Consider the following 14,372-nt stretch of genomic DNA (forward strand, 5'->3'; position numbering starts at 1 on the left):
AATGGAAAAACGTGAATTTCATATTATTGCAGAAACAGGTATCCATGCTCGCCCAGCAACTTTATTAGTTCAAACTGCTTCAAAGTTTGGTTCAGATATTAATTTAGAATACAATGGTAAGACTGTAAACTTGAAGTCTATTATGGGTGTTATGTCACTTGGTGTTGGTCAAGGTGCTGACGTAACTGTTACTGCAGAAGGTGACGATGCTAAGGAAGCAATTGAAGCAATTGCTGATACTATGAAAAAGGAAGGCTTAGCTGACTAATGACGAAAACTTTAAAGGGTATTGCAGCCAGTGATGGAATTGCAGTGGCTCCAGCATATTTGTTGGTAGAACCTGACCTTTCGTTTTCAAAGACTTCAGTGACAGATGTTGATGCTGAAATTGCTCGTTTTAAGAAAGCAGTTGAAGAATCAACTAAGGAACTTGAACAAGTTCGCGATAAAGCTAAAGAAAGTTTAGGTGAGGAAGAAGCACAAGTCTTCGATGCTCACCTTTTATTCTTAAGCGATCCTGAATTTACTGGTGCAATTGAACAAGAAATCAAAAATCAAAAAATTAACGCAGAAGCTGCCTTAGATGAGACCGCTCAAAAATACATCACTATTTTTGAAGGTATGACAGATAATGCTTATATGCAAGAGCGTGCTGCTGATGTGCGTGATGTATCTAAGCGGATCATGGCTCACTTATTAGGTGTAACTTTACCAGATCCTGCAGCTATTGATCATGAAGTAGTAGTAATTGCTCACGATTTAACTCCAAGTGATACTGCTCAACTTAATAAGAAATATGTTAAGGGATTTGTAACTGACATTGGTGGTAGAACTGCTCACTCAGCAATTATGGCTCGTTCATTAGAAATTCCAGCTGTAGTTGGTACAGAAACTATTACTTCAGATGTTGAACCTGGAGAAATGGTAATTGCTGATGGTTTAGATGGGGATGTCTTAATTAATCCTACTGATGATCAAATTGCTGAGTATAAAGCAAAAAGTGAAGCTTTTGCTAAGCAAAAAGCAGAATGGAAGAAGTTAAAAGATGAACCTTCTGTAACTGCTAATGGCAAACACTTTACTATTGCAGCTAATATTGGTACCCCAGAAGATATGAAAGGGGTAAAAGAAAACGGTGCAGAAGCTGTTGGATTATACAGAACTGAATTTTTATACATGGATTCATCTGATTTCCCAACAGAAGAAGAACAATTTAAGGCTTATAAAGAAGTCTTAGAAGGTATGGATGGCAAGCAAGTCATTATTAGAACTTGTGATATCGGGGGAGACAAGCACTTAGACTACTGGGATCTTCCGGAAGAAATGAATCCATTCCTAGGCGTTCGCGCAATTCGTTTATCAATGCAAAATACAGAAATCTTTAAGACTCAATTAAGAGCATTACTTCGTGCTTCTGCTTACGGTAAGCTTGGTATTATGTTCCCAATGATTGGTACTTTGGGAGAATTACGTAAGGCAAAAGAAATTTTGGCTGGCGTAAAAGCTGAATTAGTAGAAGAAGGGGTTAAGATTGGTGATGACTTACAAGTTGGTATGATGATTGAAGTACCAGCAGCTGCAGTTCTTGCTGATCAATTTGCTAAGGAAGTCGATTTCTTCTCAATTGGTACTAATGACTTAATTCAATATACGATGGCAGCTGACCGTGGTAATGACAGTCTTTCATATCTTTACCAACCATATAATCCATCTGTTTTACGTTTAATTAAGCATACAATTGATGGAGCCCATGAAAATGGTATTTGGTGTGGTATGTGTGGTGAAGCTGCAGGTGATAGTATTATGTTCCCAATTCTTTTATCAATGGGACTTGATGAATATTCAATGAGTGCAACTTCTATTTTACGTATCAGAAGTTTAATGAAGAAGATTAATACTGAAGATATTAAGGAATTAGCAAATAAGGCATGTTATGTATCTGAAACTAATGAAGAAAATAAGAAATTAGTTGAAGAAACAATGGCAAAACTTAATATTCAAATTTAATGAAAAAGCAGTGGAAAAGTAAAGCCACTGCTTTTTATTGTATAAAATTTACAATTTAGTCACAATTAATTCACTTATTTCCTTTAATATATAACGTATAAATGAAAAAACAAAAAATTTTCAAAAAAATTGTTATATTAAGTGTTTTTGATTGTGGTATAGAGTGAAAGCGGTTATAATATTAATTGTTATTAGTAGTTTTGTAGTTTTGATACACTACACGCAAAAAAAGGAGCGTGGATTTAATTGGTAAATTTATATACATCACCTAGTTGTACATCATGTCGTAAAGCTAAGGCTTGGTTAGTTGATCATGATATTCCATTTAAAGAAAGAAATATCTTTGCTAATCCATTAACAAAGACAGAAATTTTGCAAGTATTGCGAATGACCGAAAATGGAACTGAGGAAATTATTTCAACTCGTTCAAGAACATTTCAAAATTTAAAGGTTAATTTGGATGACCTTTCACTTGATGAATTACTCGATTTAGTGGAAAACAATCCAAGTTTACTACGTCGTCCAATTATCATGGATGATCGCCGTCTTCAAGTTGGCTACAATGAAGATGAAATTAGAAGATTCTTGCCACGTTCAGTACGTCGTTTAGAATTAGAACAAGCACAAGCTATGATTAGTTTATAAAAGTATTTTTTTAGTTTAACAAAAAACAAAATCAATTAATAACGAAGAACGCTAGCTATTTTGAGCTAGCGTTTTTGTTTCCTTGAAAAAATTAGGGTACAATAGAACCAGTCAGTAAAATATAGTGAGGTGAAAGTAAATGCAAGTACACCGTATTAATGCAAATACAATTAAAGTCTCAATGAATGCTGAAGAATTGAAAGAGCGTGGAATTACAATTCTAGATCTTTTAGGTAATAAAGATGAAATACAAAAGTTTTTCTATGATATTTTGAGTGAAGTGGACACTGAACATGAATTTACTAAAGAACAGCCTGTTACTTTTCAAGTGATGCCCAGTAACTCTGGATTAGAACTTTTAATTTCCAAAGTACCTGATGGTGAAGAAAACCCTAAATCAAATAAAGATGATCCATTACGTCAACTTTTAGAAGGACTAGGAGAAAAGAATTTTAAACCTGCAAATGCAGATACTATTTTTGGTTCTTCCAATGGTAAAAGTGAAAGTTCAAAGGAAGACTTAAATAGTAATCGTCGTATTTTTAAATTTGAAAATATTGATTCTGCTATTTCTCTCGCAGATGCCTTGGTGGTTCCAGAACTAGCTTCAAGTCTTTACGTTTATCGCCATACTTATTATCTGGATTGTGCATTTTTGGATAGTGGCTTTAGCGAAATAAAGCCGTCAGATGCATGGGTAATTGCAAATGAATTTGGTCAAGGTATGACTGAAAAGGAATTTGCACCAATTAAGAAAATGGGTAAGTGTTTGATTAGACAAGATGCATTAAATAATTTACGTCAGTATTTTGATTAAAGAAGCAAATTTGCTTCTTTTTTTCGTATTAAAATTAGGGTGAATTACATTGTATGCAGCTTTATTGAAGAAAAACTTAGTTTTAGCTGTTAAAGAAGCAAATTTGGTTCAAGAAGGAATTAAAAAACTAAATATTGAAAATTATCGCTGTCCAAATTGTCAGAAAAAGGTAATTCTAATTTTATCAGAAACGAAAGTACCCTTTTTTAAGCATGTTCACATTATTAAAGGGGAGGGTGAAAAGCAAGAACATCTATTAGCTAAAGAATTAATGTGTAGTAGTTTAATAGCAGCTGGGTATTATGCAAGAACTGAAATCCCACTTGCTAATCAACAGTTACGTGCAGATGTTTTGGTTGAAAATAATCTAGCCTTTGAAGTTCAATGTGCGCCTTTGTCACAAGAAGAATTTAACCACCGGCATAATTTATATAAAGCAATTGGAGTAAAAGATATTTGGATTGTAGGTCAACGACATTATTTAAAACGGAGTTTGAAAAAATCTCAAAAAATTTTTTTACGTAAAAGTAAGTATTGGAATTGGTATTATTTGGAGATTAATCCTTTTAAAGAAAGGATTACTTTGAAATATCACATGCATTTGGCACCAGTATCTAATAAGATTTTTTATTTCCAAGAGAATTTTCAATTAAATGAACTAGGAATTAAGAAGTTATTTGCGTTTAAAAGTGTGGTTCCTTTTTCTAAAAAAGTTAATATTAAGGAAGAACAGAATTTCTTGCTTAACCAAATTAGACTCAAGACAAAATTAGGAGTTCGAGTGGCAGAAGCTCTCTATCTTAATCATTTAACTTTGGAAAATCTGCCTAAAGAGATTTTTCAAAGTTGGAGAGAACCTTTAGAAGAAAATAAAATTTTAGCGTATTTAAGACAAAAAAATAGAGATGTCGATTGACATCTCTATTTTAATCTAAACTAAATGTAACTCAGAAGTTTGAGAATCTGAATCATCATTTGGATGAAGAGCTGAAATAATCTTGTCACTGGTAATATTTCCTTCAATCATGACACCTGCCATATCTTGATCGTAATTGTAGATCATGGTTGTAGGGGTAGTAGTTACTTTATAATCTTCAATTAATTTCTGATCTTTATCAATAGAAAGTTTTGTGTAGGCACTTTCACGTGTTTGGTTAAAGTTTTTAAGATTAATCCCTAAATCATTGACTATCTTTTCGACAATTTGTTGAGAAAAATCAATGTGCTTTACATTGATCTGGTTTTGGAGGGTAAATAAAAATTGCCGCGCAATCTTATTACCTTTAAGAAGTTTGATTGCATGATAGTCTCTGATTGCATGAAAAGTTGATTGAGAGTAATGGTTCAACAACTTTAGATTGTTTGGAGATAAACCACGTGCCATTAAATCGCTTCTGATAGTATTGATATTTGCCATAGGAATAAAGTGATAGAGCACATTTTCTTTTGATTGATCAATAGCAGTTAGTATTTCTTGCTCCATTTCAAAACAGTTAATTCCTATAGGGTTAGTAAAGAAAAAAACTTCATACATATAGGGTCTCCTTATCGTTGATAAGTTATATAGTTAAAAATATAGCCATATATATATATATATATATATATATAGGAATGAATTTTCGAAATAACTAATCTAAATTTATTATTTTTTAATACGGTGTTCAAATGAACGAGAAACTTTGTTTTGATTAGTATTCTCTTTAGTAGATTTAAAGTCAAATTGAGTTTCTAATTCATTGAGGACCTTCTTGATGGTATCAGGATCATCATTTTCGATCTCTAACTCAAAATCATAGTATCCATCTGGGAATTCTGTCAAGTCTAAAGTAAGATCACAATTTTGAGGTCCATTAATAATCATGCGGCGAGTTTTGCTCCAAGAAAACATTTGTAAAGTATTAGCTACTTCTTTACCGAAATGTTCTTCAACGTACGCACCAGCATCCCCACCAAAGGTAAAGTGTTCGTTATCAGCAGCAGCGTGAACCATTTGTTCTGCACGAGCTAATGAAAGCACGTCGTTGATTTCAACGACTTCATGATACTTATCTTGTTTAGGATGGTCTTCTTTAACTTTTAAAGTTTGTTCGCCATTATTAACAAGAAGACGAATTCTTAGACTTGCATTGTTATTTTTAAGGGTGAAATCTGGCGTATCAAAGTAATAATTTTCTTGAATAAAATCAGATTTAGCAATAAAAGCTTGTCTAATTTTTTCATAAGTATCCTTATCTAATAAGGTTTTTGACTCAATTTCTATATTTTTTGCCATAAATTAATCCTCCATTATTAATCGTTATATTACTATTATATGTTAGAATGATTTTGTTTGAAAATGAAAGGAACTGAAGTAATGCAAGATTGGAATTTGTTTTTATGGCCATATGAGCAAGCAGTGTCTGAATTGAAAGTTAAATTTCGGTCATTGCGTAAAAGTTACTTAAATAAAGGGGAGCACTCACCAATTGAATTTGTGGTTGGACGAGTAAAGACTATTGATTCAATTAAGGAAAAAATGAAAAGACGTGTAATTGCGCCTGAAGTTATTGAAACAGATATGCAGGATATTGCCGGAATTAGAATCATGTGCCAATTTGTTGACGATATCTATAAGGTTGTAGATTTAATTCATGAGCGGCAAGATATGCAAGTAATTGAAGAAAGAGATTATATAAAAAATGCTAAGCCTTCAGGTTATCGGTCTTATCATATGGTAATTGAATACCCCATTTTTTTGCCTGAAGGATCAAAAAAAATCATCGCTGAAATTCAAATTAGAACTTTAGCAATGAATTTCTGGGCTACTGTTGAACATACCTTGAATTATAAATATCAAGGTAAATATCCAGAAGACATCTCAGAACGCCTTAAATCAACTGCTGAGGCTGCTTATAAGCTTGATGAGGAAATGTCTGCAATTAAGGAAGAAGTGCGTGAAGCACATAAAATTTATGCGAAAACAAAAGGTAAAAATTGATGAAAGTAGCAATTGTTGCAAATGATCGTGTCGAAACAAAAGCTGTAGAAAAAAACATTAAAAAGCTTTTAGAAATTAAAAATATAGAAATCGATAATGAAAATCCTGATGTGGTAATTACTATTGGTGGGGATGGAACCCTCATTTCTGCTTTCCATAAGTATATTAGTATTATTGATAAGGTAAGATTTATTGGAGTGCATACTGGCCACTTAGGTTTTTATACTGATTGGCGTCATTTTGAAATTGAAAAAATGGTTGATAGTTTATCAAAAAAAGAGCCTTCAGCTGTATCTTACCCACTTTTAGAATTAGTAATTACAACGCGTAAAGGGGAGAAAAAGAAGTTATTAGCCTTAAATGAGGCAACTATCAAACGTGTTTCTAAAACTTTGCGAGCTGATGTATTTATTCGAGATAAATTTTTTGAAAGTTTTAAAGGCGATGGCTTGTGTGTCTCAACACCTACCGGATCAACTGCTTATAGTAAATCATTAGGGGGTGCTGTCATTCATCCACGTTTAAAAGCCTTACAGATGACAGAGATTGCTTCAATTAATAATCGAGTTTTTAGAACTTTATCTTCACCAATTGTTATTGCACCTGACGAATGGATTACAATTAAGCCTGAAGTAGGTGATGATGACCACTATGTGGTAACTTATGATGGAATTAGATTCAATCATAAACATATTAAGAAAATTGAATATCGTATTTCACAACATGTAATTCGTTTTGATAAATATCAACATACTCACTTTTGGAGTCGAGTTAAAGATGCGTTTATTGGCGATGAGAAAGAGTAATGCAATTTTTTAAATTAAAAGTAACTAGTGATAGTCCAGGTAAATTAGGACGATTTTTACAAAAAAATGGTTTTTCCAAAAGGGCAATTATTAATAGTAATCATCATCAAGGGATGATCTTAGTAAATCACAAGCGGCGACATACAAGTTTTCATTTAAAGAAAAATGATGAAGTAATTTTTATTTTAGGACAGGAAAAAGAAAATAGTTTTTTAAAGCCTTCGAATAAAAAAGTAAACATTGTTTTTGAAACGAATGATTATTTGATCGTTAATAAGGAAGCTGGAGTTTTATCAATTCCTTCCCGCTATGAAGATAGTGATGCGGTAGTAAATCGCCTTTTAAGCTATTTACGTCAAGAAAACAAGAAGGCTAAACCTCATATTGTCACACGCTTAGATCGCGATACCTCTGGCTTAGTTTTAGTTGGAAAAAATTCAGTGGCTCAAGCTAGATTTAGTGAGATGAATAAAAAGACTTTTATTAAAAAGTACCATGCAATTGTTCATGGAAATTTTGCACAAGAAGAACTAGTTGGAGTGATTGATGAACCAATTGGAAAAAAAGATGAGACTGTAAAAAGGTATGTGGTAGCTAGTGGGAAACCCTCTCAAACAAAATATAGAGTTTTGGCTCAAAAAAAAGGAGCATCCTTGGTTGAATTACAGCTATTTACAGGTCGTACCCACCAAATTAGAGTTCATATGGAACATTTGGGCCATCCCTTGTACGGTGACACCCTTTATGGGATTAAGGATAATTTTAAGCGCCAAGCTTTACATTGTTTTTTGTTGAGTTATCCTGATCCATTCACCTCAAAAGAGCAACAAATTGAGATTCCCGATCCAGAGGATATGAAAAATTTATGGAATAGTTTAGATAATTAAAGGGCTGACCTATAGTCAGCCCTTTAATCTTCTTTAAAAATAATCCTTGTAGCTTCGGGAACTGTAATGTTTTTTTGAAGGGGAGTTAAAGTACCCAATTTTGAGTTTCGTTTATACAAAGTTGCATTATCAGAATTTTGATTTACTGCAATTACGTAGCGTTGATCATTGCTCCAATTAAAGTCGCGCGGGAAGGCCCCAAAAGTTGATATTCTTTGGATCATTTCTAGTTTGCCATCTTCAAAAACTTTAAAAACAACCAAGCTATTATCGCCGCGATTTGAAACATAGAGAAATTTTCCGTCTTTGGATATACGAATAGCAGCTGCGCCATTTTTTCCTTCAAAATTTGGAATAGTTGAATAAGTACCAATAGCTTCAAATGCCCAATTCTTTTCATTAAATTTAGCAACGTGAACTTGGCTCGAGAGTTCTCCCACAATAAACATAAACTTCCCATCAGGAGAAAAAGTAAGATGACGAACTCCAAACCCAGGTTCTAATTGATATTTAGCTACTGAAGTAAGTTCCTTATTTTCTAATTGATAGAATTCGACTTGATCTAGGCCTAAATCACAAGAAACTAGGTTACCATCAGGAGTTTCATCAAAAAAATGAGGATGGGCACTAGCTTGTTCAGGTAAAGGGCCTTGACCGGTGTGGTGGGTTGAAGTAATAAAAGTTAGCTTTCCTTGATTATCATAGGAAAAAACATTAATTGTTGCTAAGTGATAATTGGCCGTGTAAATAAGGTGTTTATCTTCATTTAAACCAACATAACAAGGAGCAGCTCCATCGTGCAAAAAGGCATCAATAAAGGCCGGCGGATTAGTATTTAAATTAAAACTAGCAATACCAGCTTGGCCGTCTTTTTCAATAATTGAAAATAATAAGTTATCGCTGCTGATTTGAAAATAAGTAGGTCGCTTAAGTTCAAGTAGGTTATCAATCTTACTAATTTTAAGGTGTTGACCTTCTTGGGTGCTATTTCCTAAGTAAATTCCTTTTGAGGTGTGGCTAGTATAACCACCAAACCAAATTTCCATTATTTTCTCCTTACTTAAACTGTTATTTTCTAAAATATACCACGATTTAAGAATTTGTGCAGACTTAATTGTTATTTTTTCAACTGATTGGTTATGATACACTTTTATTAAGAGGTGAAGTAAATGAAATGGACTAGTACCATTCAAGAAATTGGACCGGAAGCTGTTTCAGAAAATGAGAATGTAGTAATTCTATTTAATGAAACAGCAACCCCACATTTAAAGCAAGTTTCTGTCATTCAAAAATTTGACCAGGATACTCCTGTTAATAGTTTTATTTTAAAAAAAGATGACACTATCACGATCAATGGAGAAACTTATTTGGCTCTTTTTGTGGGTTCACTTGTAAAAATAAATATGCGGAGCATGGGACATGCGACTTTGATTTTTACTGATGAGTTACCACAAGAGCCGATGAAGAATGCAATTTATTTAGAAAAAGCAGAAGAAGAGCCAATTGCACAGTTTGCAGTTGGGGATGAAATAGTGTTTGAACATAGGTAAAATAAATTAATTGGGGAAAGATAAGTGAATACGAAAAAAAGTTCAACTAATTTTTTTCAAAAATGGTTTTTAAATAACCGTTTTAGTGTGGCATTACTAAATATACTGCTATTCTTTTTAATAATTTTAGTTTTTAATAAAATTTCTTTTATTCTAAATCCTTTTTGGACGTTTTTTAATGCAATTTTACCGCCTATTTTGGTTGCGGTAATTCAGTATTACTTGATGAATCCAGTAGTTGATTTTTTGGAAAAGAAATTACATTTTCCGCGAATTTTAACAATTGGAATTTTGTATTTAATTGTAGTAGGGCTATTAGTATGGATTATTACGTCAATTGTTCCAGTTTTACAAAGGCAAACAGATTCCTTAGTAAAAAATTGGCCAAATATTTGGAATGATGCTCAAACTGCGGTTGAAAAATTATTACGTGATCCACATTTAAGTAAAGTAAAGGGTAATTTAAATCAAGCGGTTTCTGATGCTCAAGCTAAAATTTTTAAGAGTGGACAAGAGAGTTTGAATTTAGCAATTAATAATGTCCTGTCTGCAGTAAATGTTTTAACAATGATTTTTATGACGCTTTTAACAGCACCATTTGTTTTGTTTTTTATGTTAAAAGATGGTCATCAATTAAAACCTTATATTACTAAAGTAGCGCCTAAGAATTTACAGGAAAGCTTTGCAAGTTTATTACACGACATTAATCATGCAGTAGCTTCATATGTGAGGGGTCAAATTACAGTTGCCTTTTGGGTGGGAGTAATGTTTGCAATTGGCTACTCCATCATTGGCTTACCTTATGGAGTAACTTTGGCTGTAGCGGCTGGTTTTTTAAATATGATTCCTTATTTTGGAACATTTATTGCAATAATTCCTGCTTTAATTTTAGGAATTATGAATTCACCAATGATGCTTTTAAAGGTGATAATTGTTTTTGCAGTTGAACAGACGATTGAAGGAAGAGTGATTTCACCATTAGTAATGGGAAATAAGATGAATATGAATCCAGTAACAACAATTTTATTGTTAATTGGTGCTAGCGCAGTTTCTGGATTGTGGGGAGTTATTTTTGCTATTCCGGTTTATGCGGTAGTAAAAATAATTGTTACAAGGATATTTAAATACTATCAAAAAATGTCTACCTTTTATCAAAATGGACAAGAAAAAGAGACAGGAACAGATGATAATTCTGTTGGTAAATAGTAAAATATAAATACAAGTGAACGTGGCAGGTGTGCTACGTTTTTTTGATTAAGGAGTTGAATTTATAATTAATTATGACAAATCATGTAGTATTATATGAACCACTAATGCCAGCTAATACTGGTAATATTGCTCGTTCATGTGCAGGAACAGATACAGTGCTTCATTTAATAGAGCCACTTGGTTTCAGATTAGATGATAAACATATGAAAAGAGCAGGACTTGATTATTGGGATAAAGTAGATGTGCGTAAACACGAAAGTTTAGATGCATTTTTAAATACTTTAGATGAAAATGATGAATTGTATTTAATTTCAAAGTTTTCTAGTAAGTCCTATACTGATGTTGATTATACTGATTCGAATAAAAATTATTATTTTATTTTTGGAAAAGAGACGACTGGTTTGCCAGAGACTTTCATGAGACAATACTATGAACGAAATCTGCGCATCCCCATGTCAGATAATATTAGAGCATTTAATTTATCCAATTCAGTAGCAATAGTTTTGTTTGAAGCCTTGCGCCAGCAAAATTTTCCACATTTAGAGAAAGAACATCATTATCCAGTTGATAAATTAAAAGATTAAGTAAGAAAGGTAAATTTATGAAATTTAAAGAAATGACGCCAGTAACAGTACAAAATTTTCACTATGACTTAAATGAAGAAAAGACACTAAAAAATGAAATTAATGTGTCACTTAGACAAGTAATTCAAAATAGTGAAGATGGAAGTCAAGATGAAGGTAAAGATGGAAAATACTTTGAAATGGGGGTACCATTTGAGATTTCCCCTGAACCAGGACTTTTCACAGTCAGTGGCTTAATTACTAGAGTAATTCAGTTTGAGAATTACTTTGGTGATGGAACTGATTTAAGTGCTGAAGATTATCAATATGTTTCTAAACCATTAGTTGATAAAATTAGGGAATTAACAGCTGCAGTGACTAGTTTGACTTTAGGTGAAGCAGTAAACTTAAACTTTGAAGCAGAATTTAACGATCCAGAAGAAAAGTAAGATTAGAAAGGTAAATTAATGGCGCAAAAAAAGAAGCGCAGAAAAAAAGGCTCTTCTAAAAAGAAGAATGTAAAAAAACAGGACTATACTTGGTCGATTATAGGGCTAATCTTATTATTAATAGCAATTTTAAGTTGTGTAAAGTTTGGCTTATTTAGTCGGCAGTTGATTAATTGCCTACGCTTTTTTGTAGGAGATAGTCACTATTTTGCCAGCTTTCTGATTGGAATTTTTGGGTTAGTGATGCTAATTTACAATCAACCACCAAAGTTAGGACTAAAAAAAGAAGTTGGGTTAGGCGTTTTTTATTTAGGGCTAGCTTTTTTTCAAAGTACGCTTTGGTTTGAAGGATTAATGATTAACCATGGCTTTGTAAATACCTTTTTGCATACTATCTCTGGGGAGTTTAGTCGCTCTCAAAATACAACGGATGCTGGTGGAGGAATTATTGGCGCATTTATTTACCAATTACTTTTTCCTTTATTTGGTGGCATTGGAAGTAAGGTATTAGCTTTTTTAATGCTTTTAATTGGAATCTTAATGCTTTTGAATGTGAAGTTTTTGAGCTTACTCCATGGGTTTCAAGATTTTTCTCAACTTTTTATTCAGAAAAACAAAGATGCTGGAGATAAATTAAAAGATAAATATGTAGATTTTGTAGAAAATTATCAAGAAAAGAAACAAAGTAAAGATAATAGAGAAAAATTATCTGACCCAATAAAATCTTCAGACGAATTTTTCCCAGATTTGAGTGATTTTTCTTCAGCAGCTGATCCAGTTTCTTCTCAAGAACCAGCTAGCAGTCAAGCTAGTCAGCAATCAAAAGTGGAAATTTCAATGCCTAATCAAGACGAACAAAATGATCCATTTGAAGTAGCGCCTACAGTTACTCATTTAAATGATGAAGATGGCCTGCCACCATCGCATGGTAACTTAGAAGAAGATAAAAAGATTATCCAAGAAGCAAAAAGCATGGCTAATCAATCAAAAAATGATCCTGTTCAGACAACTGGTCCAGTAAACCATGGTACTTATAAGAAGCCGCCGTTAACCTTATTAGAGCCTGTAAAAAAGGTGGATCAAAGTCAAGATCGAGAATTGATTGAAAAAAATACCCAAATTTTAGAATCAACTTTTAAAAGCTTTGGCGTAAAAGTTAATGTCAAAAAAGCTGTTATTGGGCCAACTGTTACTCGGTATGAGGTCCAGCCAGCTGTAGGAGTTAAGGTAAGTAGAATAGTTAACTTGGCTGATGATTTAGCGTTGGCTTTAGCTGCAAAAGATATTCGTATCGAAGCACCGATTCCAGGTAAACCATTAGTGGGTATTGAAGTACCTAACAAGACGACTTCAGCAGTTTCATTTAAAGATGTTATGGTTCATCAAGATGAAAAAGCAAAGAAAGTTGATTTAGATGTACCTCTTGGAAAAGATGTTGAAGCACAAATTATTTCAGCTGATTTGACCAAAATGCCCCATCTTTTGATCGCAGGTTCAACTGGTTCAGGGAAATCAGTAGCAATTAATACAATTATCACAAGTATTTTAATGAAATCTTACCCTGAAGATGTGAAACTGGTGTTAATAGATCCAAAAATGGTTGAATTATCCGTTTACAATGGTGTACCTCATTTATTAATTCCAGTTGTTACAGATGCTAAGCTTGCAGCCAATGCGTTGAGAAAAACTGTTAAAGAAATGGAAAGACGCTACAAGTTATTTGCAAGTAGTGGGGTGCGCAATATAACTGAATATAATAAAAAAGTCCAGGAAAATAATGCTGACAAAAATAATCCAGTGATGCAAAAGTTGCCTTATATTGTGGTAATCGTAGATGAATTAAGTGACTTGATGATGGTAGCTGGTCGAGAAGTTGAAGATGCAATTGTCCGCTTAGCTCAAATGGCTAGAGCAGCGGGAATTCACATGATTTTAGCAACTCAACGTCCTAGTGTAGATGTTATTACTGGCTTAATTAAGGCAAATGTTCCTTCTAGAATTGCTTTTGCTGTTTCGAGTGGAGTGGATTCACGAACGATTTTAGATCAAGTAGGAGCTGAAAAATTACTTGGTCGAGGCGATATGCTCTTTTTACCAATTGGCGCTTCTAAGCCTGAACGTGTACAAGGTGCCTATATTTCAGTAGATGAAGTAGAAAAAGTAGTGCAATGGGTAAAGCAGCAACAAGAAGCTCAATATGATGAGCAGATGATTCCATCTGCTAAAGAAGAAACAGCTGATGACAATGAAGAACCAGAAGATGAATTGTATCAAGATGCAGTAGCGTTAGTTAAAAAGCAGCAATCTGCAAGTGTTTCTATGCTTCAGAGACGCTTTAGAATTGGCTATAATAGAGCAGCAAGAATTATTGATGAGATGGAAGCTAAAGGGGTTGTAGGTCCTTCAGAAGGCTCCAAGCCACGTCAAGTTTTAGTTCCACCAGATAATCAGGAAGGTTAGTT

The 14,372-nt window shown here is 33.3% G+C and carries 16 protein-coding genes; 13 read left to right on the forward strand and 3 right to left on the reverse strand.

All coding sequences use genetic code 11. From position 1 onward, the window contains the following. Window position 1: 1 nt before the first annotated feature. From FP435_RS02000 to FP435_RS02020, 5 genes are all read left to right on the forward strand, one after another. The gene (locus FP435_RS02000; RefSeq protein ID WP_265484101.1) at window positions 2–268 is read left to right on the forward strand and encodes a phosphocarrier protein HPr; all 267 of its coding nucleotides are present in this window, start codon (window positions 2–4) and stop codon (window positions 266–268) included. Beyond that, the gene (gene ptsP, locus FP435_RS02005) at window positions 268–2,007 is read left to right on the forward strand and encodes a phosphoenolpyruvate--protein phosphotransferase (RefSeq protein WP_265484102.1); all 1,740 of its coding nucleotides are present in this window, start codon (window positions 268–270) and stop codon (window positions 2,005–2,007) included. Before FP435_RS02000 ends, ptsP begins: the two co-directional genes overlap by 1 nt. A 246-nt stretch (window positions 2,008–2,253) precedes the next feature. Next, a complete protein-coding gene (gene spxA / locus FP435_RS02010; RefSeq protein ID WP_265484103.1) occupies window positions 2,254–2,652 on the forward strand; it encodes a transcriptional regulator SpxA in 399 nt (132 codons plus the stop codon). A 139-nt stretch (window positions 2,653–2,791) separates the two neighbouring features. After that, window positions 2,792–3,469, forward strand: coding sequence for an adaptor protein MecA (locus tag FP435_RS02015; protein ID WP_265484104.1), 678 nt, complete (start codon window positions 2,792–2,794; stop codon window positions 3,467–3,469). Between the two features lie 49 nt (window positions 3,470–3,518). Further along, complete coding sequence (locus tag FP435_RS02020; protein ID WP_265484105.1) at window positions 3,519–4,385, forward strand: competence protein CoiA; 867 nt, start codon at window positions 3,519–3,521, stop codon at window positions 4,383–4,385. A 15-nt stretch (window positions 4,386–4,400) separates the two neighbouring features. Here the strand turns inward: FP435_RS02020 and FP435_RS02025 are convergent, their stop codons facing one another. Together FP435_RS02025 and FP435_RS02030 are read right to left on the reverse strand one after the other, a co-directional pair. After that, window positions 4,401–5,003: a DsbA family protein gene (locus tag FP435_RS02025; protein ID WP_265484106.1), complete on the reverse strand. Its 603-nt coding sequence runs from the start codon at window positions 5,001–5,003 to the stop codon at window positions 4,401–4,403. Between the two features lie 108 nt (window positions 5,004–5,111). Further along, on the reverse strand, window positions 5,112–5,741 hold the full coding sequence (locus tag FP435_RS02030; protein WP_265484107.1) for a CYTH domain-containing protein: 630 nt from the start codon (window positions 5,739–5,741) through the stop codon (window positions 5,112–5,114). An 81-nt stretch (window positions 5,742–5,822) separates the two neighbouring features. Here FP435_RS02030 and FP435_RS02035 point away from each other — a divergent pair, with 81 nt between their 5' ends. The 3 genes from FP435_RS02035 to FP435_RS02045 are packed head-to-tail and all read left to right on the forward strand — an operon-like array spanning window position 5,823 to window position 8,139. Further along, window positions 5,823–6,446: a GTP pyrophosphokinase gene (locus FP435_RS02035; RefSeq protein WP_265484623.1), complete on the forward strand. Its 624-nt coding sequence runs from the start codon at window positions 5,823–5,825 to the stop codon at window positions 6,444–6,446. Next, window positions 6,446–7,252: an NAD kinase gene (locus FP435_RS02040; protein WP_265484108.1), complete on the forward strand. Its 807-nt coding sequence runs from the start codon at window positions 6,446–6,448 to the stop codon at window positions 7,250–7,252. Before FP435_RS02035 ends, FP435_RS02040 begins: the two co-directional genes overlap by 1 nt. Next, window positions 7,252–8,139 carry an RluA family pseudouridine synthase gene (locus FP435_RS02045; RefSeq protein ID WP_265484110.1) on the forward strand — a complete coding sequence of 296 codons (888 nt, stop codon included), beginning with the start codon at window positions 7,252–7,254 and terminating at the stop codon, window positions 8,137–8,139. Before FP435_RS02040 ends, FP435_RS02045 begins: the two co-directional genes overlap by 1 nt. Before the next feature lie 23 nt (window positions 8,140–8,162). Here FP435_RS02045 and FP435_RS02050 read toward each other — a convergent pair whose 3' ends face one another. Beyond that, on the reverse strand, window positions 8,163–9,185 hold the full coding sequence (locus FP435_RS02050; RefSeq protein WP_265484111.1) for a lactonase family protein: 1,023 nt from the start codon (window positions 9,183–9,185) through the stop codon (window positions 8,163–8,165). Between the two features lie 123 nt (window positions 9,186–9,308). Between FP435_RS02050 and FP435_RS02055 the strand changes: the two genes are divergently transcribed. From FP435_RS02055 to FP435_RS02075, 5 genes are all read left to right on the forward strand, one after another. After that, on the forward strand, window positions 9,309–9,689 hold the full coding sequence (locus tag FP435_RS02055) for a PTS glucitol/sorbitol transporter subunit IIA (protein ID WP_265484112.1): 381 nt from the start codon (window positions 9,309–9,311) through the stop codon (window positions 9,687–9,689). Window positions 9,690–9,713: 24 nt separating this feature from the next. Further along, on the forward strand, window positions 9,714–10,895 hold the full coding sequence (locus FP435_RS02060; RefSeq protein WP_265484113.1) for an AI-2E family transporter: 1,182 nt from the start codon (window positions 9,714–9,716) through the stop codon (window positions 10,893–10,895). A gap of 74 nt (window positions 10,896–10,969) precedes the next feature. Next, a complete protein-coding gene (gene trmL, locus FP435_RS02065; protein WP_265484114.1) occupies window positions 10,970–11,482 on the forward strand; it encodes a tRNA (uridine(34)/cytosine(34)/5-carboxymethylaminomethyluridine(34)-2'-O)-methyltransferase TrmL in 513 nt (170 codons plus the stop codon). A 17-nt stretch (window positions 11,483–11,499) separates the two neighbouring features. Then, complete coding sequence (locus FP435_RS02070; RefSeq protein WP_265484115.1) at window positions 11,500–11,910, forward strand: DUF1149 family protein; 411 nt, start codon at window positions 11,500–11,502, stop codon at window positions 11,908–11,910. An 18-nt stretch (window positions 11,911–11,928) separates the two neighbouring features. Continuing rightward, entirely contained in the window at window positions 11,929–14,370 is a 2,442-nt protein-coding gene (locus tag FP435_RS02075; RefSeq protein WP_265484116.1) for a DNA translocase FtsK, read from the forward strand. The last annotated feature ends 2 nt before the right edge of the window (window positions 14,371–14,372 follow it).

This window comes from Lactobacillus sp. PV037, from assembly GCF_014522345.1.
GTDB lineage: Bacteria > Bacillota > Bacilli > Lactobacillales > Lactobacillaceae > Lactobacillus.

What these genes read in the sequence shown, in the direction of transcription:
- FP435_RS02000 (WP_265484101.1), top strand. Translation starts at nt 2, where the DNA reads ATGGAAAAACGTGAATTTCATATTATTGCAGAAACAGGTATCCATGCT.
- ptsP (WP_265484102.1), top strand. Translation starts at nt 268, where the DNA reads ATGACGAAAACTTTAAAGGGTATTGCAGCCAGTGATGGAATTGCAGTG.
- FP435_RS02015 (WP_265484104.1), top strand. Translation starts at nt 2,792, where the DNA reads ATGCAAGTACACCGTATTAATGCAAATACAATTAAAGTCTCAATGAAT.
- FP435_RS02025 (WP_265484106.1), bottom strand. Translation starts at nt 5,003, where the DNA reads ATGTATGAAGTTTTTTTCTTTACTAACCCTATAGGAATTAACTGTTTT.
- FP435_RS02030 (WP_265484107.1), bottom strand. Translation starts at nt 5,741, where the DNA reads ATGGCAAAAAATATAGAAATTGAGTCAAAAACCTTATTAGATAAGGAT.
- FP435_RS02035 (WP_265484623.1), top strand. Translation starts at nt 5,823, where the DNA reads ATGCAAGATTGGAATTTGTTTTTATGGCCATATGAGCAAGCAGTGTCT.
- FP435_RS02040 (WP_265484108.1), top strand. Translation starts at nt 6,446, where the DNA reads ATGAAAGTAGCAATTGTTGCAAATGATCGTGTCGAAACAAAAGCTGTA.
- FP435_RS02045 (WP_265484110.1), top strand. Translation starts at nt 7,252, where the DNA reads ATGCAATTTTTTAAATTAAAAGTAACTAGTGATAGTCCAGGTAAATTA.
- FP435_RS02050 (WP_265484111.1), bottom strand. Translation starts at nt 9,185, where the DNA reads ATGGAAATTTGGTTTGGTGGTTATACTAGCCACACCTCAAAAGGAATT.
- FP435_RS02055 (WP_265484112.1), top strand. Translation starts at nt 9,309, where the DNA reads ATGAAATGGACTAGTACCATTCAAGAAATTGGACCGGAAGCTGTTTCA.
- trmL (WP_265484114.1), top strand. Translation starts at nt 10,970, where the DNA reads ATGACAAATCATGTAGTATTATATGAACCACTAATGCCAGCTAATACT.
- FP435_RS02070 (WP_265484115.1), top strand. Translation starts at nt 11,500, where the DNA reads ATGAAATTTAAAGAAATGACGCCAGTAACAGTACAAAATTTTCACTAT.
- FP435_RS02075 (WP_265484116.1), top strand. Translation starts at nt 11,929, where the DNA reads ATGGCGCAAAAAAAGAAGCGCAGAAAAAAAGGCTCTTCTAAAAAGAAG.